This is a genomic window from Ruficoccus amylovorans (assembly GCF_014230085.1).
GTDB lineage: Bacteria > Verrucomicrobiota > Verrucomicrobiia > Opitutales > Cerasicoccaceae > Ruficoccus > Ruficoccus amylovorans.
This window is the reverse complement of the sequence record NZ_JACHVB010000052.1, coordinates 60,753-87,032: the sequence shown is the minus strand read 5'-3', so window position 1 is coordinate 87,032 and position 26,280 is coordinate 60,753. Positions and strand designations below refer to the sequence as shown.

23 protein-coding genes are annotated in these 26,280 nt (G+C 59.8%); 14 read left to right on the top strand and 9 right to left on the bottom strand.

Features of this window, described 5'->3' with window-relative positions:
- Nucleotides 1-73: 73 nt before the first annotated feature.
- Both H5P28_RS15915 and H5P28_RS15910 read left to right on the top strand, forming a co-directional pair.
- On the top strand, nt 74-1,438 hold the full coding sequence (locus tag H5P28_RS15915) for an InlB B-repeat-containing protein (RefSeq protein WP_185676687.1): 1,365 nt from the start codon (nt 74-76) through the stop codon (nt 1,436-1,438).
- A gap of 21 nt (nt 1,439-1,459) precedes the next feature.
- The gene (locus tag H5P28_RS15910) at nt 1,460-2,332 is read left to right on the top strand and encodes a type II secretion system protein (RefSeq protein ID WP_185676686.1); all 873 of its coding nucleotides are present in this window, start codon (nt 1,460-1,462) and stop codon (nt 2,330-2,332) included.
- A 618-nt stretch (nt 2,333-2,950) separates the two neighbouring features.
- Here H5P28_RS15910 and H5P28_RS15905 read toward each other — a convergent pair.
- Nucleotides 2,951-3,964 carry a glutamine synthetase beta-grasp domain-containing protein gene (locus H5P28_RS15905; RefSeq protein WP_185676685.1) on the bottom strand — a complete coding sequence of 338 codons (1,014 nt, stop codon included), beginning with the start codon at nt 3,962-3,964 and terminating at the stop codon, nt 2,951-2,953.
- Between the two features lie 125 nt (nt 3,965-4,089).
- Here H5P28_RS15905 and H5P28_RS15900 point away from each other — a divergent pair, with 125 nt between their 5' ends.
- Complete coding sequence (locus tag H5P28_RS15900; RefSeq protein WP_185676684.1) at nt 4,090-4,542, top strand: protein kinase family protein; 453 nt, start codon at nt 4,090-4,092, stop codon at nt 4,540-4,542.
- Between the two features lie 9 nt (nt 4,543-4,551).
- Nucleotides 4,552-5,385, top strand: coding sequence for a PP2C family protein-serine/threonine phosphatase (locus H5P28_RS15895; protein ID WP_185676683.1), 834 nt, complete (start codon nt 4,552-4,554; stop codon nt 5,383-5,385).
- A 128-nt stretch (nt 5,386-5,513) separates the two neighbouring features.
- Here the strand turns inward: H5P28_RS15895 and H5P28_RS15890 are convergent, their stop codons facing one another.
- Both H5P28_RS15890 and H5P28_RS15885 read right to left on the bottom strand, forming a co-directional pair.
- Nucleotides 5,514-6,737 carry an NAD(P)-dependent oxidoreductase gene (locus H5P28_RS15890; protein ID WP_185676682.1) on the bottom strand — a complete coding sequence of 408 codons (1,224 nt, stop codon included), beginning with the start codon at nt 6,735-6,737 and terminating at the stop codon, nt 5,514-5,516.
- Between the two features lie 130 nt (nt 6,738-6,867).
- A complete protein-coding gene (locus H5P28_RS15885) occupies nt 6,868-7,704 on the bottom strand; it encodes an MBL fold metallo-hydrolase (RefSeq protein WP_185676681.1) in 837 nt (278 codons plus the stop codon).
- A 30-nt stretch (nt 7,705-7,734) separates the two neighbouring features.
- Here H5P28_RS15885 and H5P28_RS15880 point away from each other — a divergent pair, with 30 nt between their 5' ends.
- Entirely contained in the window at nt 7,735-8,646 is a 912-nt protein-coding gene (locus H5P28_RS15880; RefSeq protein ID WP_185676680.1) for a hypothetical protein, read from the top strand.
- A 223-nt stretch (nt 8,647-8,869) separates the two neighbouring features.
- Here the strand turns inward: H5P28_RS15880 and H5P28_RS15875 are convergent, their stop codons facing one another.
- Nucleotides 8,870-9,316: a hypothetical protein gene (locus H5P28_RS15875; RefSeq protein ID WP_185676679.1), complete on the bottom strand. Its 447-nt coding sequence runs from the start codon at nt 9,314-9,316 to the stop codon at nt 8,870-8,872.
- 71 nt (nt 9,317-9,387) lie between these two features.
- Nucleotides 9,388-10,497, bottom strand: coding sequence for a LacI family DNA-binding transcriptional regulator (locus H5P28_RS15870; protein WP_185676678.1), 1,110 nt, complete (start codon nt 10,495-10,497; stop codon nt 9,388-9,390).
- A gap of 174 nt (nt 10,498-10,671) precedes the next feature.
- On the opposite strand from H5P28_RS15870, the gene H5P28_RS15865 reads away from it, so the two are divergent.
- The 9 genes from H5P28_RS15865 (at nt 10,672) to H5P28_RS15825 (ending at nt 22,148) form a co-directional block, all read left to right on the top strand.
- Nucleotides 10,672-12,348, top strand: a complete 1,677-nt coding sequence (locus tag H5P28_RS15865; RefSeq protein WP_185676677.1) for a sulfatase-like hydrolase/transferase — start codon at nt 10,672-10,674, stop codon at nt 12,346-12,348.
- Between the two features lie 7 nt (nt 12,349-12,355).
- Nucleotides 12,356-13,051 carry a type II secretion system protein gene (locus H5P28_RS15860; RefSeq protein ID WP_185676676.1) on the top strand — a complete coding sequence of 232 codons (696 nt, stop codon included), beginning with the start codon at nt 12,356-12,358 and terminating at the stop codon, nt 13,049-13,051.
- Between the two features lie 47 nt (nt 13,052-13,098).
- Nucleotides 13,099-14,808: an alpha-1,3-galactosidase-related protein gene (locus H5P28_RS15855; protein ID WP_185676675.1), complete on the top strand. Its 1,710-nt coding sequence runs from the start codon at nt 13,099-13,101 to the stop codon at nt 14,806-14,808.
- On the top strand, nt 14,805-16,241 hold the full coding sequence (locus H5P28_RS15850) for an MFS transporter (RefSeq protein WP_185676674.1): 1,437 nt from the start codon (nt 14,805-14,807) through the stop codon (nt 16,239-16,241). Before H5P28_RS15855 ends, H5P28_RS15850 begins: the two co-directional genes overlap by 4 nt.
- Entirely contained in the window at nt 16,183-17,826 is a 1,644-nt protein-coding gene (locus H5P28_RS15845) for a right-handed parallel beta-helix repeat-containing protein (protein ID WP_185676673.1), read from the top strand. The genes H5P28_RS15850 and H5P28_RS15845 overlap by 59 nt, the downstream gene beginning before the upstream one ends.
- Nucleotides 17,827-17,867: 41 nt before the next feature.
- Nucleotides 17,868-18,494 carry a hypothetical protein gene (locus tag H5P28_RS15840; protein ID WP_185676672.1) on the top strand — a complete coding sequence of 209 codons (627 nt, stop codon included), beginning with the start codon at nt 17,868-17,870 and terminating at the stop codon, nt 18,492-18,494.
- Between the two features lie 52 nt (nt 18,495-18,546).
- Nucleotides 18,547-19,317: a PEP-CTERM sorting domain-containing protein gene (locus H5P28_RS15835; RefSeq protein ID WP_185676671.1), complete on the top strand. Its 771-nt coding sequence runs from the start codon at nt 18,547-18,549 to the stop codon at nt 19,315-19,317.
- Nucleotides 19,318-19,464: 147 nt separating this feature from the next.
- A complete protein-coding gene (locus H5P28_RS15830) occupies nt 19,465-20,214 on the top strand; it encodes a GDSL-type esterase/lipase family protein (RefSeq protein ID WP_185676670.1) in 750 nt (249 codons plus the stop codon).
- A gap of 32 nt (nt 20,215-20,246) precedes the next feature.
- Nucleotides 20,247-22,148, top strand: coding sequence for a hypothetical protein (locus H5P28_RS15825; RefSeq protein ID WP_185676669.1), 1,902 nt, complete (start codon nt 20,247-20,249; stop codon nt 22,146-22,148).
- A gap of 103 nt (nt 22,149-22,251) precedes the next feature.
- On the opposite strand, the gene H5P28_RS15820 is transcribed toward H5P28_RS15825, so the two are convergent.
- The 4 genes from H5P28_RS15820 to H5P28_RS15805 form a co-directional block, all read right to left on the bottom strand.
- Nucleotides 22,252-22,890 carry a DUF1961 family protein gene (locus tag H5P28_RS15820; RefSeq protein ID WP_185676668.1) on the bottom strand — a complete coding sequence of 213 codons (639 nt, stop codon included), beginning with the start codon at nt 22,888-22,890 and terminating at the stop codon, nt 22,252-22,254.
- 191 nt (nt 22,891-23,081) lie between these two features.
- Nucleotides 23,082-23,831 (bottom strand): hypothetical protein, encoded by a 750-nt coding sequence (locus H5P28_RS15815; protein WP_185676667.1) that lies wholly within the window; start codon nt 23,829-23,831, stop codon nt 23,082-23,084.
- 257 nt (nt 23,832-24,088) lie between these two features.
- A complete protein-coding gene (locus H5P28_RS15810) occupies nt 24,089-25,255 on the bottom strand; it encodes a Gfo/Idh/MocA family protein (RefSeq protein WP_185676666.1) in 1,167 nt (388 codons plus the stop codon).
- A gap of 115 nt (nt 25,256-25,370) precedes the next feature.
- The gene (locus tag H5P28_RS15805; protein ID WP_185676665.1) at nt 25,371-26,279 is read right to left on the bottom strand and encodes a helix-turn-helix transcriptional regulator; all 909 of its coding nucleotides are present in this window, start codon (nt 26,277-26,279) and stop codon (nt 25,371-25,373) included.
- Between the last annotated feature and the right edge of the window lies 1 nt (nt 26,280).

The following is a 26,280-nucleotide window of genomic DNA, read 5'->3' as shown; positions in this document are numbered from 1 at the left end:
TAATGAGACTCGATAACAATAGACGCATAAAACTGAGACTGAGTTTCAAATGCAAGAGATTTTTTCAAAAAAAATGCAATTAAGAAAGCTGGCGAGCGTCGCGATTGCGCTGATGGGAGTGTCTGCGGCAGATTCTTATGCCCTGAGCGAGTTCTTCTGGCAGAATAGCTGTTGGCCGGGCTTTGAAGGGGAGCCTGACAGTGAAGTGGCGATATTTGACCGGGTGCAGCATGGCTACACCGAATGGGAAAATCCCTTTTTAACCCCTGTGCCCTCCGACGTTAATACGCCGACTCCGGCTGCCGACGGGGGGCAGAGCACGAATGAAGACGCGGTGCTGGCACAAATCGGTACGGATGCGGTCCGGGTTACCGGGCACCCGGGGATTTACAGCAATGAAGGCGTGCTGTCCTTTGTCGTGTACGACAACCCGTCCTACAATCCTGGCCAGGTTATTTTTCAGGTCAACACAGTGGGCCGTTTGCCCGCCACGGAGGCCGTGATCTACTACCGGGAAGTCGAAAACGGTGAACTGTTTGGTCCTGTGCCGTACACACACGTTGGATTCCTGATGGGCGGAGATTCCAACACCGGCGGTGGCGGACAGGGGATCATGGCCTGGGAATGGGACTTGAGCGCTTATAATGTCGCCGAGTATTACATCGCTTTCGAAGCTTCTGGCACGAGCATGAGCCTTTGGGGGGCCACGCTTGACACTTGGGTCGGTTATTCAGCCGAGTTGGCCAGTGCGCTCTTTGTTTCCACTAATACATCTTTTGGTAACCGCGGTAGTGTTGACCACCACCTCTCCGGTGAGACCTACGCCAGTCTGACCTATGAGGACGGCGACACGGTTGTGCTCGAAGCCGTGGCCGAACCTGGCTGGGCGTTCGTGCGGTGGGTGGGCAATGTGCCCGAGGCTGATGTCACCAATCCCACGCTGACCATGACGGTGGACGGCAGCATCACGGCCGAGGCGATTTTCGCCCCCATGACCTATGACGCGTGGGCGTCGGACATTATCCTGCCGGCCTTTACCGGTGGTAATCCAGTCGTCAATGGCGCGCGTGATGCCGACCCGAACCAGAACGGCCTGATCAATGTCCTGGAGTACGCCTTTGGCGGCCTGCCGGAAGAGTGGAGCAGCCCCGAAGCCCTTCCCGTGGCCGGAGTGAGCGAGGATGGCAAGCACCTGACGCTGACCTACCGCCGCCAGCCTGTCGCGACCGACCTGGAGTACACCGTCCTCGTCTCCAACGACATGACGGTGTGGAACCACAACACCGACGGCTCCGGCCAGATCTACACCACCAGTGAAATTTCCCCTACCATCAACGAAGATGGGACCCAGAACGTTATTGTTACCGATATGACCGACCTCAGCACCTTGCCGGCAGGAACCGTCCGGCAGATGCGCCTGCAAATTAGCCTCGATTAAGGAAGCAAACACAAACGAATCATGAGTAACAATACGCACTCGCGTAACCAGGCCCGCCGTGGCCTGACGCTTATCGAACTTCTGACCGCCATCGCGGTGGTCGGCGTGCTCAGCAGCATGGCCTTCGCCGTCAGTGTGAAGGTCAAGGACTACGCCGCCAAAACGAACGAATGCGCCACTGCCCGGCAGTTGGTCTCGACATTCCTGCTCTACCCGAATGACAACAACGGGACCTTCATGCGGGGCAGCGGCGAGGAGCCCAAAGGGGAGTTGAAGGGCTTCGGTGGGGCGACGATCTCTGCTGACAAAGAAGAAGCCATGCGCTGGCCCTGGAAGCTGGCCAACCTGATGACGGACGGAGCCAGCGGGCTCTTTACCTCCGAGCACCAGGACTACTACCAGTACCTGCAAAGCCGTCACGACAACTACAATCTCAGCCTGACGCCCTCGATGGCCATGAATCTCGTCTTCGTGGGCGGCAATTACCGCAGCAGCACGCTTGCCCCCGATGCGAAGACCCAGGGCCGTGGCAATCGGAAGGCGATCTATGCCTACGACTACTGTGTGACGCGCCCGGACATCGCCTACAAGCCGAGCGACATCATCGTTTTTGTCTCGGCCTTCAGCGATTACGCGGAGGGCTGGGAAGATGTCGGCTTCTACAGCGCGGTTCCCCCGATTTCCCCTGATGGTATGCGCTGGGGAAGCTATACCGAAAGCATCCCCTCCAGCATGGGGCACGTTCACCTGCGCCATAACAACGAGGCCGTGGTCGCCATGCTGGACGGAAGCGTGCGGATGATGGGCGAGGATGAGCTGCGCGACATGCGTCACTGGTCTAATCAGGCGATTATCGCCAATGACCCGAATTTTGCCGATTTTAAGCAAAACTAGGTGATACTACTAAGGTACCGGCTGAGGTCAGTGCCCTGGGTGTAATCCTGGTACGGGAGGCTAGAGTTCATTTTGCAAATGATAGTTTTTACGTTTTTAGAAAAAACTTTTTTTTAGTGGAACTTTCGCCGCACGTTCACGTCAAATCCTTCCAGAACAGCATTTTTAGCAAGGAGTTCCGGCCTATCCGGAACGTTTTGGGGTAGAAACAGATGCCGCCATCCTCGTAAGGGGATGGCGGTTATCATTGAGCTAGTAAGCAAAAAGCGCCGGACAGGGGTGTCCGGCGCTTCCTTTTTTCAAAAAATACTGTTGTGGAAAGGCTTATGCCTTTCATCCGTCTTCCGGAAATCAAGCATTTTCGAGGAAGGGCGGGCAGGACGAGGACGAAAAAAGCTGCCAGCAGGAGGCTTTAGTTCTTACCGGCTTTCCTGTTGAAAAAGAATCCGATCGGGCTTTGTCGATCAAGCCGACTGATGACTCTGCTTGAGGCGGGTGGAGGATGGCAGGGGCGTTGGGGGTTGCGGCCATAAAAAAAACGGCGCTCCGGGTGGGAGCGCCGTTGGAAAGGAAGGGAATAAACGGCCGCCAGGCGGCTGTTTCGTGCCGGACCGAGGGTTACTCGGTGGGGACTTCCGCGATGGTCTGAAGCACGCGGGAGCAGATCCGGTAGGGATCGCCCTGCGAGTTCGGACGACGGTCTTCCAGGTAGCCTTTGTAGTCGTTCTTGACGAAGCTGTGGGGGACGCGGATGGAAGCGCCACGGTCGGCCACACCCCAGGAGAACTTGTCGATCGACTGGGTTTCGTGCAGGCCGGTCAGACGCAGGTGGTTGTCCGGGCCGTAAGCGGCGATGTGCTCGTCCTTGTTCTTCTCGAAGGCGTCCATGAGCTTGAGGAAGTATTCCTTGCCGCCGACGGTGCGCAGGTACTCGGTCGAGAAGTTGCAGTGCATGCCGGAGCCGTTCCAGTCGCCCTTGAAGGGCTTGCAGTGCCATTCCACGTCGATGCAGTACTTTTCGCACAGGCGGGAGAGCAGGTAGCGGGCGACCCAGATGTCGTCAGCGCACTTCTTGGAGCCCTTGGCGAAGACCTGGAATTCCCACTGGCCCTTGGCCACTTCAGCGTTGATGCCTTCGTGGTTGATACCGGCGGCGAGGCAGAGGTCGAGGTGTTCGTCCACGATTTTACGGGCGATGTCACCGACATTCTGGTAGCCGACGCCGGTGTAGTACGGGCCCTGCGGGCTCGGGAAACCACCGTCCTTGGGCCAGCCCAGAGGGCGACCGTCGCGGAAAAGGAAGTACTCCTGCTCAAGACCGAACCATGCGTTTTCATCGTCGATGATGGTGGCGCGCATGTTGGAGGGATGCGGGGTGCCGTCCGGGAGCATGACTTCGCACATCACGATGAAGCCGTTGGGACGGCCGGCATCGGGATAGAGGGCGACCGGCTTGAGGATACAGTCGGAGCTGTGCCCTTCGGCCTGCTGCGTCGAACTTCCGTCAAAACCCCACTCAGGGCAGTCTTCAACGCTCTTGGGCGCTTCGCTGGCAATGCGAGTCTTTCCACGGAGATTCGGCACGGGCTGGTAGCCGTCGAGCCAAATGTATTCTAGCTTGTATTTTGTCATGGGTTGTTATGTGTTCGAAGCAGTTGTTGACCGGGACAGCCTTGCCGCCCCTTTCTCTGATAAGTCAGGGTCAGAATTCTTTTCAGCAGAAGCGGTGCCAGTTTGTCAATTTGGTAAAAAATTTCATGCACGATATTAAGGATACGAAGCAGGCGAGCGTCAGAATCGCATGGGATGGGAAAGTTCACAAGCGTTATCGTGGTCCGATGGCCCGCCAACGGTTCGAAAATGAGGTTCGCGTCCTGCGTTATCTGGAGGAAAAAGGCTGTGATTTTGTCCCGAAACTGCTTCACGCCGACCCGGAGGAGGGAGACGGCTACATCGTCACCACCAACTGCGGGAAAGTCGTGGACAAGATCGGTCGGGATAAGGCCGACGCTCTGTTCAAGGAACTGGAGGAGAAATACGGCGTCCGTCACGACGACGCGTTCCCCCGGAACATCACGTATAACGATTGGACGGGCCGGTTCAATGTCATTGATTTCGAATTCGCCACAATTCTGGAGACCGGCGAGGGGCTGACCCTGGGCGAAATCGAGGAAAACCGCCGCGAGACGGGCTGGGAAAACAAGCAATAAGATTGATTCATGAGCGAGAACGACGATCCCGCGCCACCAATAAAAGTCACCTGGTCCGGCATGACCCATCCGGGCCGGTTCCGCAAAAACAACGAGGACGCATTCCTGGCCCTGACCGTCGATGCAGAGGAAATGCGCCTGCTGGGCAAGGACGGCACTTCCCCGATGGAGGGCAGCGACTTTATTTTCGCGGTCAGCGACGGCATGGGCGGGGCCAATGCCGGGGAATACGCCAGCCGCATCGCCATCGACCGCATCTCGCATACGCTTCCGCGCAGTTTCTGGCTCGGGGCGATGGGAATGCGCCGCGGGGCAGGAGAGTGGCTGGAGCACCTTTTTGAGGAAATTCACACCGAGATGAGCCGTATGAGCCACTCCTACCCCGAGTGCAGCGGCATGGGGGCGACGCTGAGCCTGTGCTGGTTCGCTCCCGGGAAAATGAACTTCGCCCACATCGGCGACAGCCGTATCTACTACTGGCCCGGCGGGGGGGAGCTTCGGCAGATCAGCCACGACCACACGCACGTGGGCTGGCTGGTGCGCACCGGGCAGATTACCGAGTCGCAGGCCCGCTTCCACCCGGCCAAGAGCGGGCTGCAACAAGTGCTCGGCGGAAACGTCGGCAACATTGATCCGCAGATCGGCTCCGTCGAATACGAACCGGGCGACCGCTTTGTCCTGACCACCGACGGGATCACCGACGGGCTGTCTACACGTGGCATTCAGAGCGTGTTCGAGCGCTCGGCCAAGGACGAGCGGAGCATCTCCCGCCGCCTGATCGACGAGGCGATGTTCAACTCCGGACGCGACAACCTGACCGCGCTTGTGATCGAAATCTCCTGACCGGGGGCTTTCCCGCGAGGTTACGCGAAGGGGAGCAACGTTTTCGAGGCGTCGGCTCTGACACAAAAAAACAGGCCGACGGATAATTTCCGCCGGCCTGGTAAATGAATGGGGCTTGAGTTCCGTCCTCAGCCCTTGCGGGTGCGTTTGGTCGCCTTTCTGGTTGTCTTACGGGCGACTTTTTTCGCGGTCGTTTTTTTTACGGCTGCCTTGCGGGCGACTTTGCGGGCCGTTGCCTTCTTGGCCACACGCTTAGTGGCTTTTTTTGCGACGGTTTTCTTCGCCGCCTTGCGGGCTGTTTTCTTGGTCGCAGTCTTTTTGCTCACGGCCTTCTTGGCGGCGGTTTTATCGGTCGTCGCTTTTCTGGCGGTACGCTTGGCGGCCTTCTTGGCTACTGCCTTGCGAGCGGTCTTTTTGGCGGCCTTGCGGACGGTTTTCTTTTTCGCGCCCTGGCGACCGGGGAAGGTGAGCTCGGCTACGCCGGATTTGTCCAGCTCACCCAGGCCGTTTTTCACCATGAGGTCGTATTGCGCCTTGGTGGCGGTGGCGACGGGGAGTTTGAGACGTTTTTTGCTTCCGAGCTTGAGCGCGATGCCGGAGTCCTTGGCCGCATGCGCGGCTGAGAAGAAGCAGTCGTGGTCGCGCTTGATCATGTCCTCAGCGTCGGTCTCAAGCACGCGGCTGTTCGCGCCGGTCTGCGAGAAGACCTGGCAGAGCACCTTGAGGTCGAGGCCGAGCGCCTTGCCCAGGCCGAGACCTTCGGCCAGGCCGGCGGTGTTGATGTTCATGACCATGTTGACCAAGGCCTTGACTTCGGCGGCCTTGCCTGCCGCGCCGACATAGATGAGTTCCTTGCTCAGATCGGCGAGCAGGGGTTCGACTTTGGAAAAAATCTTCTTTTCGCCACCGATCATGAGGTAGAGCGTGCCATCGCGCGCCTGGGTGATCGACGAGGCCATGCAGCCCTCCAGCGAGTTGGCCCGGCGGCGGCGTGCGAGTGTGTGGATCTGGCGGTGAAGGTCGGGTGTGACCGTGGCGCAGTTGATAAAAATCTTTCCCGCGGCTTTTTCGAGCAGGTTGTCGCGCTTGGCGGTGAAGATCTTCCGCATGGCGGCATCGTTGGTGACGACGGTCACGATGATGTCGGCAGAGGCGGTGACTTCGCTCAGCTTCCGGGGGGCGGCGCAGCCGAGTTCGGCGGCGAGGGCCTCGGCGCCGGAGCGGTTGACATCGTAAACGGCGTTCACGGTGTAGCCGCAGTCGGCCAGTCGTCGCGCCATGTTGGCGCCCATGCGCCCGACGCCAACGAAGGCGACGGACGGTTTGGTATTACGGGTCTTTTTTCTAGGCATAATCAGGAGTACAACTATAACGCCGGAGCGCAACCGTATGGCTCACAAAAGCGGCTGTATCGGGAAAAGGGTTCAGTGGCGGTCGGTGTTTCGCCGTCGGAGAAGGAGCGTCCGGTTCAATCCGGCTGCTTCACTGTGCGGGGGCGAAGAACGGGTTGTGCACGCGCTCCTCGGCTACGGTGGTCATGGGGCCGTGGCCGGGGCAGAGGATAGTCTCCGGCGGCAGGGTGAGAATCTTTTCGTGGTTGTTGCGCAGAGCCTGCTCCCAGGCGTTGGCTGCGCCACCGGCCGAACCGGCGAAGAGCGAGTCGCCGACGATGGCGACAGTCTTTTTCAAGCCCTGGACGACAAAAGTCATGCCGCCGGGGGAGTGGCCGGAGGTATTCAGCGCAAGAATGGAAAGGGACGACAGGTTGAAGCTGGCCCCTTCCTCAATTGACTGGGCACCTTTGACCGAGGGTTCGTTGCACGAAATGTAGGTCGGCGGGTTGCCGGTTTCTTTTTGCAGGCGGGGCAGGGCCTTGATGTGATCCCCATGCGCGTGCGTGAGGAGGATCAGCTTGACGGACAGGCCGTGCTCGCGGACGGCCTCCAGAATGGGGGAGGCGTCGGCCCCGCTGTCGAAGACCACGGCGTCGCGGGATTGCGGATCGTAGGCGAGGTAGGCGTTGACGCGCATCCCTTCGTAGCCCTCGGGGTAGGGAGTCGAGAAGGCCAGCAGCCCCTCCAGTTCGACGTCGGCGGGCTGGTATTTGCCCTGCGCCAGATCGATCAGGGCGTTGGCGTTGAGGTGCAGCACGGGGGCGACGGCCCTCAGGGCGTCTTCATCGGCTTCACCATTTTTCAAAGCGTCAATACGCTCCTTGCCCAAGCCGGATTTTTCGGCTAGCTGTTCGTCCGTGAGACCAAGACCGCTTTGTGCCTTGCCAATGACGTCCTCCGAGTTGTCTTCGAGGTGTAGGCGCATGGTCACAGATCATGCAAATTCGCATAAAAAATGACAAGACTATTCCCCATTCTCGGCGTTGCGGCCGCACTTCTGGTGGCGGGCTGCGCAAGTCCCCATGTTTCCTATACGAGCATCGAGGTCCCGCCTACCGGGCCGCGCAAAATCGAACCGGCGGCGACCATGCGCTCCGCGCTGATTAATGAAGGTTCCGGTATCGCCAAGAGCACACGCTACGAGGGCGTGTATTGGACTCACAATGACAGCGGCGATCGTGCCCGGATTTTTCCCGTCACCCTGCAGGGCGAAACTGTGGCGATGGGCGACGGCCTGGGAATCCCGGTCAAGATGGCTGAGAACAAGGACTGGGAAGACATCGCTTCCGACCATAAGGGTAACCTGCTGATCGGTGATTTCGGGAACAACGCCAACCGCCGCAAGGACCTGCTCGTCTATGTCGTGCCCGAGCCCGACCCGAGCCATGCGGCACAGGCTATCGCCAAGCGCGCCATCCCTTTTCACTTCCCCGAGCAAAAGGAGTTCCCCCCGGCGGCGAGAAACTACGACGTCGAGGCGATCTTTGTGGCCAACGACACCTGGTATGTCCTGACCAAGCACCGGGCCGATGCCGACACCTGCCTGTACCGTTTTAACAGCTACCGTGAGGATATTTCCAACCCGCTGGAACTGGTGTGCAGCTTTGGCGCACGCGGAATGGTGACCGGGGCCGACTCGCTGGCAGATGGCAGTCGCGTCGCCGTGCTCGTCTATGACAATGTGTGGCTCTTTGAACCGCCCTCGGGCGATGTGAACCGGTTGACGGAGGGTAAAATCTACTGGCGCCCCTACCGGCTGGGCCAGTGTGAGGGCATCTGCTTTATCGACGCCGACACCCTGCTCGTGACGAACGAGGAGGGCTCCATGTACGTCATTCCCGTGACGGACTTGATTGAGGTTCAGTAGCGGAACCGGGGCGAACGCGCTGCCCATCTGCGGTGACAATACCTGTGGCGGGGACGATTTACCCGTTTACCGGGCGGAGCGTGAGGCTCAGCGTGTAGTTGCCCGGCGGATACACCTGTGGAGAATCAAGGGGCAGTTTTTGGAAATCAGGAACTTCCGTGTCTTTGGAGCGAATATGCTCTAGGTGGCGGGAGTTGTTTGCGTCGGGGCGAGAGACGGGTACTTATTGAGGAGGGAAGGTCTTGCTTTCGCTCACCGTCACCACGACTTTTTTGTCGTCGAGGTCAAAGGTCTTGGTCTGGCCGAGGGCGGCGGTGCCATTGAGCAGGAACTCGTCGGCTTCAAAGTAAAAGGCGTCTTTGGTGTAGCTGCTTTCTTCGAGTTTGCGGACGATGAGGTGGACGGCGTAGCTGGCCTGGCCGTTAGTGACCGTGAGTTGGCCCTTAAGCGTGTTACCGTTGATGAGCGGCCCCAGGGGCAGACCTTCTCCGACCTCTTGCCCGACTGTGGCGGCGAAATTCTCATTGGGCACGCAGGTGGCGGAAATCTGTGTCTCGCGGTCACCGTCATCGTCGAGGACGAGGACATCGATCAGGTAGCTGGTCGTGGCCGAGCCGGTGAGCGTGAAGAGAAAGAGTCCGACGATGAGCAGGCAAAGCTTTTGGGTCATGATAGCGGATGATATACCGGCTTTCGACCGTCGTCAAGCGAGGGCGACCAAGCGAATCTGTGGCATTTGGGTCAGGCCGAGGGAGATGGTTCGGAGCAAGACAAGGTGGTCAGTCGCTCACTGTCGAGGTCGTTGACTTGGTGTCCGCGCCGGGGGCGGCGCGTGGTTGAGCCCGCATGCCAGTAGCCGGGGTCCGTGGCGATGATCGGGAGCTCCGGCACGCCCAGGGCCTGGCGGTAGATCTGGCTGATCAGCATGTCGATGGCGATCTTGGCCTGAGCGGACATGTTCTGGTTGATACCAGTGACTTCTTCCGAGCCTTCGCCCCACTGGTGCAGGGTGGCGAAGCCAACGTCCTGCGGCACCCGCAGCCCGTGCTCGCGCAGGGCTGCGAGCACTTCGATCCCGGGGCTGACAACGACGTCGACACGGTAGCGTTTCACCCAGTCGGCCAGTTGGGCTCCGTCCAGGGTCTCGGGAAAGAGCATGGGCAAGTCGTCGGTCAGCCCGCGCATGGTTTTCCAGAGCAGGTAGGCGGCGGTCCAGCGGTGGTGGGTGCGCAGTTGGAGATCCGACATCATGTACAGGCCGATGCGTTTGTAGCGCAGCGCCTCCAGTTCGCTCAATGTCCGCAGCATGCCGCCGAAGTGATTGTGGCGAATGCCGTTGAGCTTGGGCTGGTGCAGCGTGTCGGCGATTTCCACGACGCAGAATTTTTCCCACAGGATTGGAAGCGTGCGCTGTTTTTGTTGATACTGGTCGGGGTGGATCATGGGGATGATGAGTCCCTCGATACCGCGGTTCCACATGGTGGCGTTGACCTTTTCCGGGGTGCTGCGCGGGTTGAAAAGCCAGAACGGCTCAAGGTTGTAGCCGTTAACGTCGGAGTGGTGCCGGAGTTCGTCGTAGAAGAACTTTTCGAGCGGGTCCCATTCGAGGGTGAGGCCGCTGCGGATGAAGCCCAGCGAGGCCCCCTTGATCTGTGGGGAGCTGATCGAGGCCATGAGCTTGGAGCGCTGCGGGTCCGGGCGGTAGCCGAGTTGTTCGGCCAGGGTCGATATCTGGTTGCGTGTGCTGGCGGAGATCTTCGGGTGACCGCGTAGCGCGAGCGAGACCGTGGCTTTGGAGAAGCCGGACTGGCGGGCGATTTCGCTGACCGTAGGGCGGGGCTGTGAACTCATCGGCAAGCCCACGTTATGCCGCTTTCCGGCCAGAGGTCAAGTGCTGGTAAACGTTTACCTCTGAAGTCATTTGTCGCGCTTGATCCGTCGGATAAAGCGGCGCATTTTAGAAGACATAGCAAGCGTTGCATCCCGTGGCTTTGCGCCCGGCCCAACCCCATTCATTCGCACACTGTGAAATTTCCCCACAAAACACTGCCCTGGCTGTTCTCGCTCGTTGGATTGGCGAGCCTGTCGGCGGCGGACCGGCCGAACGTTATCGTGCTCCTGCTCGACGACGTGGGCAAGGGCTGGATACCGCCTTATGCCGACCATCTGAGCGCGGACGATATCGAGCCGGAAATCTACGCCCGCTACGTGCAGGTGCACGGCCATCAGGGGGCGGTGGACAAGCAAAAGCACATCGAGGCCGCGCAGGCGTGCATGCCGACGCTGTCTCGCCTGGCCAGTGAGGGGACGGTATTTAACCAGGCTTACGCCACCGCCGCCTTGTGCTCGCCGAGCCGGGCCGGACTGCTCACCGGAAGCTTTCAGCAGGACTGGGGCGCCTACTGGAACAAGGATGTGGACGACTTCGGGATCCCGCCTGAGCGTACCGTGATCGCCGAGCCGCTGGCTCGGGCCGGTTACCGCACCGGCGTGGTCGGCAAGTGGCACGTGGCTCCGCACGACCCGGCTTATATTGAAAAAATCTGGGTCGAGGATCTCGGCCAGGAACTCCCGGTGGCCAGGTATTACAACGGTTTGTGGCCGGAAATTGACAAGCGTCTGCGCGACACCGCCTGGCGCTCGTCCTCGCAGCCGGGGTTTCATCCGTTGGACCGTGGGTTCGACTACTACTACGGCTACAACAGCCACGACGATGTGGACTACGGATCGGCCACGCTGTGGGAAAACCACGAACTCGTGCCGAAGCGCCCGGAGGGTGAGTTTTTGACCGATCTGTTCAACGAAAAAGCCTGCGCCTTTATCCGCGACTCGCTTCAGGCCGGTGACCCGTTTTTCCTCTACTACGCGCCGAAAACCCTTCATGGCCCGATCAGCGCGCCGCCCGGCCACTACACCGAACAATTCTCCAGCGGCAACCAGTTCACCGACGAATATGCCGGGCATCTGCTCGCGCTCGACCACGGGATCGAGATGATGCTGGCTGTGCTGGCCGAGTACGGACAGCTCGACAACACGCTGTTCATCTTCACCGCCGACAACGGATGCACGCTGTACTACGTGCCGCCCTACAACGCCCCAAACCGGGGCGGAAAAGGCACCGGCTGGAACGGCGGCCTGAACGTGCCCTTAATCGTCTGGCAGCCCGGTCTTACCACCGGCGGCGAAAGCGACGAACTGGTTAGTCTGGCCGACCTCATGCCCACCGTGTTGGACGCCGCGGGGGCGGACATCCCCGGCGATATCGACGGGCGCACCCTCTTGCCCTATCTGCGGGGGCAGGCCGCACGCGGTCCCCGCGAGTCACTGGGCTCCTCCGGCATCCACTCCTCGCGCTGGTCCTACTCCTATGAGGCCGACGGCGAGAACAACAAGCAGGACGCCACCGAGGCTCCGCTCTATGCCTGGCTGATCGACGGGGACTACCAACTCATGCTCGTCGCGCCGATCAAGCCCGGACTTTACCAGAAACTACCCGACGGCTATGCCGCCCAGACTCTGCTCTACGACATCAAGTCTGACCCGCGTCAGCTTCAGAACCTGGCCGAGGAGCACCCCGACCGGGTCCAGGCCATGAGCGCGGGCATCCACCAGTGGCTTTCCGCCCGGCAAGAACCCCTCACCAGCCAGCAAGCCGATTACGAGGCTATGCTCAAGCGCACCGGAACCGACACCCCCAAGTGAGCGTACCATGAAACTGCCCCTTTCCCCCACAAGACGCCTGAACGCCTACCGTGGCTTTTCCCTGATCGAGCTGCTCTCGGTCATCGCTGTGATCGGGCTGTTGGCGGCGATTATCGTTCCGGCTGTCAACCGCGTGCGCGACCGCGCCGCTATGGCTCACTCGGCCGGGAACCTGCGTCAGCTCGGGACAGCGGCCCTGCTCTACGCCAGCGACCACCAGGGCGATTACCCGCAAGGGGGCTGGCCCGCCAAGTGGCACGATCAGGTCTATGACTATGTGGACAACAAGACGGAGGTTTTCTCCGATGCCGCGAATCAGCACGAGTACAACAGTTGGGTGAACTTCTCCGATGGCGAGACGCTGCCCTTCGACTACGGCTACAACTCGCATGTCAACACGCTGCCGGAATGCCAGTTGGCGACCTGGCCCTACCTGACCGGCCCGGCCAACGTCTATGCCGATGTCGATAAGGAGAGCCTGCCACTGATCTACACCATCGCCCGGCAGAACAATTTCGTGTACTGGTGCTTCGACCTGGAGCCGGGCAGCGGTAACGACCAGGCATACGATCCGCGCTTCGACGGGCAGGGGCATGTTTTGTGGCTCGACGGGCATCTCACCTCGCCGACCTACGAAGAGCTGATGGCCAGTGTTGCCGCCCGGGGCGGCAGCGTGAATTTCGTCACGGGCAAACGCCAATAATCCGCGCTCACCGAGCTCACCTTCACGCCAACCCAATTTCCGGAGCAATGAAAAAAATCATACTGCCACTGACCAAGGGCGACGCGACTCCGCGTGTGCGCGAGTGCCTGAAGAAGTGTTCGCGTGACAGCGTGATCGTGCTGGAGTCGGGCGAGTACCATTTCTGGCCCGATGAGGCGTCCGAGCACTATTGCTTTATTTCGAACAACCAGCACGGGCTCAGGCGAATCGCCTTCCCGCTCTTCGACCAGCACAAGCTCACGATCGAGGGCAACGGAGCGCGACTGATCTTCCACGGGGAAATCATCCCGTTTTTCGCGGAGAACTGCGCGGATATTGTGATCCGGAATCTGGCGGTTGACTGGGTGCGGCCTTTCTATTCGCAGGGGCAGGTGGTCGCGGCGGATGCCGGTGGCGTGGATGTTCGGATCGACCGTGAGCGCTACCCGTACCGGGTCGATAACGGCAGGATTGTTTTTGTCGGGGAAGGGTGGGAGAGCCCGCTGACCGAGGGCGTGTTTGCCTTTGACGCCCAGACCCGCGCTCCGGCCTACCTGAGCGGAGATTCCCTCGGGCTCGGGTTCCCGCCTGCCATTGATGTCGAGGCGGTGGACGAGCACACGGTGCGTCTGTTGGCGTCCTTTCCGGTTTTGCCATCGTCGGGCGATTATCTCGTCTTCCGTCACTATAAACGCAACTGCCCCGCGATCGCGCTCTCGCGCAGCCAGCGGGTTCTGCTGGAGGACGTGACCCTGCACCATGCCGGGGCCATGGGCGTGATCGCGCAGTTCTGCGAGGATGTTATCCTGCGCCGATGCCGCGTGACTCCCTCGGGGCAGCGCGTGTTTTCCGTGGCTGCCGACGCCTCGCACTTCGTGAATTGCCGGGGCCGGATACGGCTGGAGGACTGCCTTTTCGAGAACCAGTTGGACGACGCGTGCAACGTCCACGGGATCAACAGCCGCATCCGGAAAGTCCTGGATGCTCGCACCGTGCTGACGGAGCGCGTGCACCACGAGCAGCACGGAGTCGAGATCGGTCTGCCCGGCGACCGCGTGGTCTTCGCGGATAACACCACCTTGCTGTCCTACGCGGACAACGAAATCGCGGCGGTCGAGGCGGTCAACGCCCGCTTCGCGCTCGTGCGCCTCTCCCGTGCCCTGCCGCTGAGCCTGGTTCCCGGCCACGTGATGGACAACACGAGCTGGACGGCGGACTTTACCGCCCGGGGATGCACGGCCCGCCGGAACCGTGCGCGGAGCTTTCTCATCTCCACGCCGGGCCGGGTGGTGCTTGAGGACAACGACATCGCTGCGCCCGGCTCCGCGATCAAGATCAGCGGCGATGCCAACTACTGGTTCGAGTCCGGCGCGGTGCGTGATGTGCTCATCCGCGGGAACCGTTTCGGCGACTGCTGCTTCGGGGCCGAGCCCTGGGGCCGCAGCGTGATCAGTATCGACCCGGAAATCGAGGAATGCCATCTGGGGCAGCCGCGCTTTCATCGCAACATCCGTATCGTGGACAACTCCTTCGCCACCTTTGACCCCTCGCTGTTGCTGGCGCGTTCGGTGGACGGGCTCACCTTCAGCGGGAACAGCATCGTCCGCACGACGACCTATCCAAGCGTCTCGCCCGATGCGCCGCCGGTACGCCTGCAAGGCTGCGACAACGTCGAGATCGCCAACAACACCCTCAATGGAACCCCGGTTGAAGTGACCGCCGACGCTTGCCTGCCCGTGGAAGCCATCCGCTCATGAACGCACTTTCCCACCATACGACAGCGGCCCGTGACCGCGTACCCATGCCGCGGAAGCTCGCCTACGGCACGGGCATGATCGGCTACGCGCTGCTGATCCAGGGCTATATGCAGTTTTACAACCCGGTCTTTAACGACACGCTCGGGCTCAGCCCGGTCATGATCGGGTGGGTGATCGCCATTACGCGCCTGTGGGATGCGGTGACGGACCCGTTTATGGGGAGCATTAGCGACAACACGCGCTCGAAGTGGGGTCGCCGCCGCCCGTGGATTGCCCTGGGGGCGGTGTTGTGCGGGCTGAGTTTCGTGCTGATCTGGTGGTTCCCGGAGGGGCGCAGTGAAAACTTTTACTTCGGGTGGCTGCTGGTGACTTCGCTCATTTTCTACGTGGCCTTTACGATCTATTCCGTGCCCTACATCGCGCTGGGGATGGAATTGTCACCAGACTACCACGAGCGCGGCAGCATCATGGCGATTCGCACCGTCTTGCAGCAAGGGGGCTTTTTCATCATCTCAAGCCTCTATTGGCTGACGAGTATGGACTGTTTCGACGACCGCGCCGAGGGCATGAAATGGAACAGCCTGTGGGTCGGCGCGTTGATCGTGGTGGTCATTCTGATCCCGGCGTTTTTCTCGCGCGAGCAGCAGACGTCCAACACGGCGGCTGCCAACGGGGTTCAGAAGAAAATCCCGCTGTGGCGCAGTATGAAAGAGACGCTTTCTTGCTGGCCTTTTCTACTGCTCTCGCTTATTACTATCGTGAGCCTGCTCGGGTTGATGATGGTCGGCTCGCTGGGCTACTACGTGACGATTTACCACATGTTCGATGGCGACAAGGGGCAGACTTCCGGCAGCCTGATGACACTTGTCAATTACACCATTCCGGTCTCGACGGTGGTGGCGGTGCCGCTGCTGCAACGCCTGTCCGTACGCCTGGGCAAGCGCAAGACAATGATCGCTGCCTTCGCGGTCGCGCTGGTGGGCACGCTGCTTAAGTGGCCCTGCTACACCCCGGTCAATCCCTACTTGTCGATCATTCCCTCCGTCCTGCTCGGGGTCGGCAGCGCGGCGGCCTATGTGTTCGTCAACGCGATGATCCCCGACGCGGTGGACGAGGACGAGCTCAGGACCGGCGAGCGCCGCGAGGGCATGTTCAGCGCGGTCTATAGCTGGATGTTCAAGATCGGCGCGGCGGTGGCCCTGCTGCTGGCCGGTTACGTGCTCTCGGGCACGGGCTTCGATGCCGCGCTGGAAGGCCCGCAGCCTGCCGATACGATTTTCTGGATGAGGGTCTGCTTCACCGGCATTCCCGCCATCGCCCTGGCCGCCACCATCGTGTTGGCCTACCTTTACCCCATAACCGAGGAAAAAGCTTATGCAATCCGCCAGCAACTGGAGGCCCGCCGGGGCGCTTCAATGGCCGACGCTTCGTAAGGCCGGTACCGGGATACTGGCGCTCGTCGCGGTGGCCGTCGGGCTGCCGCGGGCGTCCGCCGTGGATGCGGCGGAGCCTGCGCCTGCCGTTCGATCCGCCCAACCTGAGTCGCTGCCGGACTTCATCTACTGTCGGCTGGAGGCGGGGGAGAAGACAATTCGCATCCCGGCGGGCGAGTACCGCGTCGTGCCTGATAACGGCACGCACCTGCGGCTGGAGAACCTGCACGGCGTCACTCTGGACGGGACGGGTGTCACCTTTATCTGTACCGAGACGACACGCGCCATCCTGGCCGAGAACTGCACCGACCTCAAGCTCAAGGGCTTCACCATCGATTACGATCCGTTGCCCTTCACGCAGGGGACGATTGTGGAGATTTCCCCGGATAGGAAGAGCCACACGGTTGAGATTCAGGCGGGCTTCCCTCCGGCGGAGAGCGCGACGACTTTCAAGCACAGCATCTACACCCCCGAGGGTGAACTGCGCTACGGCGAATACCACAACCTGCAACTGGAAGTCCTGCCCGGCAACCGGCTGCGTATTTTTGACCTGCACCCGAACAAGGACGGGGGCGAACAGCTTGGCGACACGGTGGTCATTTCCAGCGAGCACCTGACCGGGCGCTACGACCCGCACGCGGTTCACCTCGATGGCTGTACCGGAACGGTGATCGAGGACGTCACGCTCTACGCCTCGCCGTGCTTCGGCTTTTACGAGGAGCGCAGCAGCGGGTCGGTTTACCGCCGCTGTGTGATCGACCGCAAACCGGGCCGACTGCACTCGCTCAACGCCGACGCCTTTCACAGTAAGTTCGCCCGCGTGGGACCGCAGATCCTGTCGTGCTCGGCGGGCTGGATGGGCGACGACGCGGTGAACATCTGCGGCAGCTACCACGTCGTCACCGGGGTAGAGGGAGACCGGGTGCGGGTGCTGGCCAAGCGCAGTCTCGACATCGAGGTCGGCGACACCGTGCAACTGCTCGACCGCGACGGCCGTCGTCTGCCCGAAGCGACCGTGCTTGCTATCGAGTCGGACGGCACGCGGACCGATGCTGACACGCGCGGCCTTGAGGAACTCAATATCCTGCCCCCGGTTCGCGAGCTCCTGAAAAGGTCCTACCTCATCACGCTCGATGTGGCTCCCGAGATGGCCTTCGGTGGCGTGATCGGCTCATCCAGCCGCATGGGGAATGGCTTTACCATCCGCGACTGCACCTTCGGGCACAACCGTTCGCGGGGCATTCTGGTCAAGGCCAGCGATGGGGAGATCAGCGGCAACCGGCTCACCGACAGTCGCATGCAGGCGATCAAGGTAGCCCCGGAATACATCTGGCTGGAGTCCGGATACAGCGAGGACCTGATTATCCGCGACAATATCATCGAGCGCCCCGGCGCCCAGGCGATTCTCATCGGTGCGTTCGGTCCGTGGCCGATTCACCGCGCGATCGACATTATTAACAACACCATCGTTTCCGACGTTTTCCCCTGCATCGAGATTCAGGGACTCGACGACGGCATCGTGGAGGGTAACTCCTTCCATCGGCTCGACGGATCACCCGTCGATAACCCTGTGTGGACACACTAGATCCTGTTTTTAACGCTCATTAACAAACAACAGAAATACCCATGAAAGGTCTTATCGTTACCATCTGCGCCGCGTGCGCCTGCTTCATCGCTCAGGCTGCCGAACAGCCCGGCTTGTTGCCCAACAGCTCATTTGAGAATGCGCCCGACGGGAATCGTCCAGTGGGCTGGGCTGTCTTCACCACGCCGGACAAGCTGCCGGGCGAGTTCTTCGTCAACGCCGGGACGGCGGACGCATCGGCCCGCACGGGCGAGAACGCCTTGCAGTTTTATTTCCCTGCCGGGCAGGAAGTGGTCCAGGCGGTCTGGATGTGCGACCCGAAGTACGCGGGCATGCCGGTGGAGCCGGGACTGTACCGCTGCACGTTCTGGATCAAGGTCAGCGGGGTGGAGCCGGGCTTTCACCTGTGGGTCTCGGCCGTAGGTTTCAGCGCCGATGGCAAGCGCAGCGACAAGGTCCAGCGCAGCGAGTATCTCAACGACAAAAAGCTCACCGACGGCGAGTGGATGGAGAGCACCTTTTACTTCGACATCCGCCCCGAGGACAATATCGCGACCATCGCCCCGACCATCGTTTTTAAGACTAACCCGGATGGCAAACCCCACTCGGTCTCCCCGGCCACGCGCATCCTGATCGACGACCTCGTGATCGAACGCGATCAGTCATAAGCACTGTTTCCCCCGGCTTATCTTTTCTATCCAACCCAAAAAACTCGATACCATGAAATCAACCCGACTCATCAACCGTCCGGCCTTCCTGGCTGGCCGTTCCATCGGCGCGGCCGCCCTGGCTGTGGCCTGTTTTGCCCTGGCCTCTGTTGCCTCCGCCCAGACGCTCTACATCGACTTCGGGCAAAACACTCTGCAAATGCCTTCCCCCAACGGCTCAACCTACTGGAACAACATCGACAACACGATGGCCAGTTCCGGCGGAGGTGCTTCCGTGGGGTACTCCACCGTCCTCGTGACTGATGACAACTCCAACTCGGGCATCACGCTGACCGTGACGGGCTTGTTCGCCAACGAGAACCATACGGGCACGAACAGCCCGACAACCAGTGTGGACGCGTTTAATTACACCAACCTCGGACTCGACTCGCTCTATATCTCCGGGGTCAGCGCGTCGGCTGGTTTTACGCTCACCGGTCTGGACCCGACGAAGCAGTACGTCTTCACCATGTTTGCATCACGTGATTCCGCTGGTGTGCGTACCGCCGACTATACGCTGACGGGTGCCAATACAGATACGGTCAAACTGGATGCCGCCCAGAATGCCACCAACGTGGCGACGACGGTTGCGATCACGCCGGACGGCTCGAATACGATTACCTTCGAGATGGTCCAGTCCGCCGACAATTCCGTCAACTTTGCTTACCTGGGCGGTATGCAGATCACGGTGATTCCCGAGCCCGCCACGACTGCCGGTATGCTCGGACTGAGCGTGTTGCTGATCGTGTACCTGCGCCGCCGTCACCGCCGCGCCGCGGCCTGAACTGTATAAATCAATCGAGTCGGTAACGCCGCTCCCGCAAACGACCTTGGTCGGGGCGCGGGAGCGGGGTGATTAGCCCCACGCTTATCCCTGCCACTGGTGAGGGACGGGCGCTTGGCGTGTCTTTTATTCGAGATTTTTTTTAGCATGAAAATAAACAAGATGTTCTTACGCGCACAGTTGGTTTCGCGGCTGCGTCACTCGGGATGGTGCCTGTTTGCGGGGCTGGTTGCGCTTGCCTGTAACGCCGGGGCGCAGACGCCTTATCGCAGCCCCGAACGCTGGGAAGGTTGGATCGCCAGCTACGAAAAACAGGACGCCGCGAACCCGCCGCCGAAGGGGGCTATCGTCTGTCTGGGAAGCTCCAGCATGGTCGGCTGGCATGAGCTGATCGGCTTTGACCTGGCGCCGTTGACTCTCGTCACGCGTGGCTTCGGAGGCAGCAACACGAACGACGCGCTCACTTACGCCGACCGTATCGTCCTGCCGCTGGCTCCCCGGGCGATTGTCTTCTACGAGGGCGAAAACGACATCGCCGAGGGCGTCTCCCCGCAACTGGTGGCGGAGACTTTCGACCGCTTCGTGGACAAGGTGCACGCGCAGTACCCGCAGTGCCGCTTCTACGTGCTTTCGCTCAAGCCGAGCCCGTTGCGTCAGGCACTCTGGCCCAAGATGGAGGCGACCAATGCGTTCCTTCAGGAACGCTGTGCCGCCGATCCGCTTTTGACCTATGTGGACGTATCTGCCGGGATGTTCAATGATGACGGTTCGTTGAAGGCCGACATCTTCCAGTCGGACCGTCTTCACATGAACCGCAAGGGCTATGTCGGCTGGCGAGAAACGCTTCTGCCGGTGCTCTTGGAGTCCGAGTTGGCCTACGAGTCGTCGGCGAACTGAGGGCTGCGATGTTTTGGGAGAAAGCCTGACCCATGAGCACTTCGTTCGTCCGTTTAGCCAGGATTTTGTTCGCCGCCGGAGTAGGCGCGCTTTGCCTGTCCGGGACCGTGGATGTCTTGCGCGCGGAGGAGAAGATTCTCTTTATCGGCAACAGCTACACGCTCGGCCTCGGCGGGACCGCTTCGGTGCCGGCGATCTTTGAGGCGATGGCCAAGGCGGGCGGGCAGGGGAGCCCGCTTGTGCAGATGCGGGCGGTCATGGGGCAGGATTTCAAGTACCACTACGAGAACAGCCTCGATGTCATCAGCCAGGAGCCGTGGACCCATGTCGTGCTCCAGAACTACTCTACCGAGCCGACCCATGTCGGGAATCTCAGCGAGCACTACCTCTACGGGGGATTGCTTTATGAGGCGGTCATGGCCAACCGGGCGGGCACGCGAATCCACCTCTACCAAACCTGGGCGCGGGCCTCCGAGCACGCGTTCTACGCGGACGGGAGCTTTGATTCGCCCGCGCAGATGCTGGATGAACTCAAGACGAACTATCAGGGGCTGGCGGACCGCTTGAACGTGGCGCACCCCTTCGCGCCCGCCGTAACCGTTAACCCGGTGGGCGAAGCCTGGTGGAATGCCGGAGGCAATCTGTCCGCCGGTGAACCCGGCTACATAGACTTATACTACACGGACGATTACCACGGCAATGACCGGGGCTATTACCTGTCGGCCTGTGTCCATTACGCGTGCATCTACGCGGGCAGCCCGGTCGGGCTGTTTGGCCAGCCGTCCGTGGCCGCGCTGGGACTGGACATCACGGCCGATGAGGCTTTCGCGCTCGAACAGGCCGCCTGGGATACGGTGCAGGGCCAACCGCAAGCGCCTGTGCTGACCGGCACTTTAGTACTCGGGGCCAATCAGCTCGCGCTCGTCTTCAGCAGGGAAATCGATGCGTCCGTCGTCGCGGCGAGCGAGGGCTTTCTGGTTGGTAACCGGGGGCGGCTGGTGGCTGTGACTGGCGCGCGGACGGACGTTAACGGACGCACGCTCATCCTGACGCTGGCGGAGGATCTGAGCGGGAATTTTCTGGTGGATTACTCCGGGCTGGGAACCGGCTACGGAAGCGGTCAGGTCGCGGGAAACGTGGGCGATGCCTACGACGTGTTCATCGACTTCAGCACCTACCGGACGGTCAGTGCGGGGGCCGTTACCTGGAACGGTGTGGGGATCTCCGACTCGATCCGCGACTCGGTGGGAAACGGGGAGCGGACGCCTTACCTTCTGGCCGGCGACCTCGCCGACGCCGACGGGCGGGCTACCGGAATCAGCCTGGTGATGACCGACGCGATGGGTGGCAACAACGTGAACGGCACCTCGGCGGGGACCCTTCCGGTGGAGGCGACTTCGGACTCCTTTTATGGGCAAACGGGCGATCACCTCGGCTTTTCCGATAATGGCCAGGGATGCTTTGAACTGCGCAACCTCGATCCGCAGAAACGCTACAGCTTTACCTTTTACGCCTCGCGCACCGGCGTCAGTGACAACCGGGAAACCCTTTACACTGTCGTCGGCACCACGAGCCACAGCGCCAGTCTCGACACGGCCAACAACGAGGACTCGGTCGCCTGCGTGGCAGGGATTGCCCCATCCGCCTCCGGGGTGATTACGCTCCAGGTCAGTGCCGGGAGTGCCAACACGAGCAATAAAGGTTACTACTATCTTGGAGCGGTTAAAATCTCCGTCAGCACCGCCGATGTGGCCCCGCAGGTATACCCGCCAGTCAGGATGGGCAATACCCTGATGATCGACTGGGCCGGGCCGGGCCTGCTAGAAACGGCTGATAAACTCGGCACCGTCTGGACCCGGGCTTCCGACTATTGCGCGCCGACAGTGGAGGTTTTAAGCGAGGGCGAACGGCGATTTTACCGGCTACATTTCTGAGCCGCCGTGGGGGCTTGAGCTGAGAACATGAGGCCAAAAACAATCTCGGCCCAGGCACGGCAATCGCATCCTGTCCAGTCGCAGAGGCACAGGCCCGGCATGACTATATTTCAGTCACCTTGATATTATCCCACCACATGAAAGTCCGGAATGTTCTCATCCCGATATATCCAGGGCCAAGCGGTTCTCTTTCATCCTCTGCACTTAAAATCTCAACCCCGTCTATATAGAAGCTGAGCGTCTTACCTTTTTTCTCAATCTTGCATCGATAGGTGACGCCAGCCTCGCACTTCCCATTGAATACTTCGCTCATCAGTTCAAATCCCGGACATCTTCTAAGCCGTATGCGAGCACTGGTGGAGCCGTCTTCGAGTCTTCCGTTTTCCGCCCTGTAGTCATTCAAAAAGGTAACGATATGTCCGTTGAGGTCATGGTATTTCGGGTAGGCGGCATCCTCCCTCGAGCTTCTTGTCTCGTATAGCGACAACCCGGACGGATCTGTGTAATTCAGAAAGAAGTTAATATTGTTTGCATCGATACTGGAAGAAACCACGTGCGCATCGAACTCGATACGTAGATCACCAGGCATTTCATGGCGGTACCAGACCGTAGCTACATACGGCCCCGCTTCAGGTGTTTCCGGATCGGCATCGACGTATAGCCTGCCGTCTTCGACCCACGTTTTGACACCGCCTTCTACCCACCAGTCATCCAGACCGTGGTCGAAAGACTCTTCGAGCAAGACTTTTTCCGATGGGTTTTTCGTCTCGGCGAGACATATGGTTGTCACGGCAAGAGAACTCAAAAACCACAATGAAGTGGCGACGATGTTATGCGTAGTTTGCATCGGCTAGCAGGCATTTAGAAGCGCGTTCTGGCAATGTCCGTTTGAGGGCACTCGTTTTAGTGTCGCAGGTCGTATATGCGGGCTGACTAGGGGCCGACGGTGATGTTGGCAAAGTCAGAGCTTTTCTTTTGATCCGGAGATCTTCCGGGGCGGGCAACGTTCAGGTTTATCGAGAAGAACTCCTTGGGCGAGAATTTGGGTAAACCAAGGTTGTCGCCTTCCCAGACTAGCTCCTGCTGGCCTGCGTTAAGCTTGTAGACTGAGAAGCTGGCCTTACCGGTCTCAGGAGTCAGGCGGATGACAAAACGGTACCAGGCATTGGGATCGACTTTGATTCCACCGGCCTTGGACTCGAGCCGATTGCCGTGGCCTAGCCGGACCAGAAAACCTTCTTTGGAGAGCCCGAAGGTCAACGAACTGGCGGCATCATACGTTCCGTCTTTTTGGGCCTGCAGTGTGATTGTACTGAGCGATTTTACATCGGATGGGGTGCCTGGACTGTCGTAGCGGATATCGGCGGAGATTTCATTGTTGGTCGTGGCTGAGACCGGGAGCGAGACCTTGCGGAAGGCTCGAGCGTTGATGCTGTTATCGCCGACGGCTACCAGAGATATGTAGCGAATGCCATCCTGCTCTCGAACGGTTGCGGTATTGGCGGCGGGCTGTTTAGTCTTGCCGCTTCCGAATTTTATCCACGGTCCATTGGACGAATAGAGGGAACTGCCGACTTTGTAGCTGCTGAGATTTTCCTGGTAGGAGCCGATCGCGGCGGTTGCGCAGGAGATAACGGATAGGGCTGCCAACAAAAGTTGTTTGGTTGTTTTAAGTGTCTTCATGGTTATTAGTTTTTAAATTGATTAAAGGAATGAGAAACGGATCGGTGCTTGTTTTAGCCGGTGTCCGATTAGTTAAAGAATTAAAAATATAATAATCAAGAGGTCAATTTGCCCATTGGAATCAAAACTGGACCGCTCGATTATTTATGTGAAATCGATGGAATGGCTGTTGGTGTGTTTGTAACTGATTGGTTTTTTTGTCTGGGTATTTGAAACGCATGGGTGGGGCGGTCGCTGCCAGGATTTCTGAGTGGGCGTTACGCTACAGTGCTGAGGCCGACTTGTTTCCAGCGTGTAGAGAGGTTGACTACATGGCCTGTGTCGAGGGCTTCGTCGACTCCGAAGCAGGAAACGGAGGCGCGGATGCCGTCGTCAAGTCCGGCGAGGGGAATCGTGTTTTCCAGGATAGTTTTGCTCAGGGCGGCCCCCATGATTGAGTCGCCGCCGTAGTGGCTGCCTGTGTTTTCGAGGTTGATTGTCTGGACTTCGGTCTCGTACCCGATCTTGCGGAATTCAATGATGTTGGTCACGGCATTGGCGCGAATGGTTCCGTGGGCGCCGATGATGTAGATGCGTCTTTCGTGGATGGCTGCGTTACAGTTCGTGTGGAAGCTGGCTCGTGTGCCATTCGCGTATTCGATGATCGCAACCTGATTATCTACGATGCTGGCTCCTTCGCTGAATGGATCGACTTGTGTGAGGTGGCCCCATTTGTGGTAGGCTTTTTGATTCTGGGCATTTCTGGGCAGGCTTTCGGCGAAGGCTTTGTTGGCCGGGGTGAAAAAGTCCCGGTCGCCGAAGCTGGCGACGCGGAGGGGGAGGCTGCCGGTCAGCCAGTTGGCGATGTCGATGTCGTGGCAGCATTTTTCCAGCAGGTGAGTGCCAGCCAGTGAGCGATTGCGACGCCAGTTGCCATGGATGCCCCCGCCGTGATTAAAGTCGAGCGTTTCGTTGAACTCGAAGGATAGGATGCGGCCCAGTTCGCCGCTGTCGATGATCTCCTTGATTTTCGCGTACAAGGGGGTGTAGCGCAGGACGAGGCCGAAAAAGAATGATCGATCGGGAGCTTGGGCCAGTGCCTGCTGGAGCTGTATGCAATCCTCAAGTGTCGTGGCCAGCGGCTTTTCGCAGAAGACGTGTTTGCCGCTTTGGAGGGCGGCTATGGCCTGGTTGGCGTGGTGGCAGTTGGGAGAGCCGATGAAGACCCAGTCGCACTTGCTGTGATCGAGTAGTTCCTTCTCGGTTGGGTAGGTGACGGCGTTGGGGGCGAGTGTTTTTTTTATCTCGTGGATGCTCTCCTGTGACGGATCCATGAGCGCGGTTATCTCAATCGCGTCTGGGTTCGCTTTGAAGAGATTGGTTAATACGCTTTGGCTGCGGTGGCCGCAGCCGATGACGGCTATTTTCTTCTTTGGGTTATCCATGCCGCTACTTTAATGGATTCGTTTCGGGCGTGGAATGGCATTACTGCTTCGATTCATGTCGAAACCGACGGAGGGCGCTCGTGGGGCATTGTTAGAGCTTGAAGGCGCGCGGGATTCAGCTGCTCTTGGGGTGAAAGGCCTTGGGCGGCCTGCCCCAATATCGATGAAAGGCTCGGCTGAAAGAGTAGGGGGAGTCCCATCCGCAGGCGCTGGCGACCTCGGTGACATTCATCTGGTGGCGGGTGAGCAGGCGAGCGGCGTGTTGAAGCCGTACGTTGCGCTGAAAGCGCCCAAGACTGCATCCGGCTCCTTTTTTGAAGAGGGCGCGCAGGTGGCTTTCGGATACGCCGATGTGTTCGGCTATTTGATGGGTGCTCAGGTGGCTGCTTATATTTTCGGTTATCAGGGTATGGATGCGCAGGAAGAGTTTTTCTTCCGCGCTGGAGCGACTTCGGTCCTCGGCTGGGACTTCCATGCCCTCGTCTGCCAGGGTCGTGAGCAAGATGGCCAGCTGCCAGATGAGAATGTCTGATCTCTCGGGCATGCTCAGTGCAAGCCGGAAGGCCCGGAGGAGTGTCTCTAGTTGGGATGGTAACTGCGGGGGAACTGTGCGCGCTATTCCTGTCCCGCGCAGGTTGGGGGGCAGTTTTTCGATTTCGAAGGTGATGAACAGCCACTCGAAGCCGTCTTCGGGTAGTTGCGAGTAGTAGTGCGCCTGGTAGGGAGGGACGAGTACGCATTGTCCCGGGTTAACGATGTGGGGGTTCCCTTCGACGATGATTCGGCCCTCTCCCCTGATGCTGATTATCAGGACGTAGAGGTAGTGGAAGCTGGGCTGTTTGCGCTCATTGTGGATCATCCATTGGCGGTGGCTGATGTCTCGGTGGAAGAGCAGAACATTTTCCGGTAGCGGGGTTCGGGCCCCCGGGATGCTTTTGAAGTAATCCTTCGGGGCGGGCAGTGATTTGATTGAGCGGCAGAGGGCGGGTAGTGGCTTGAACGCTTTCTTGCTCCGTGTGGCCATA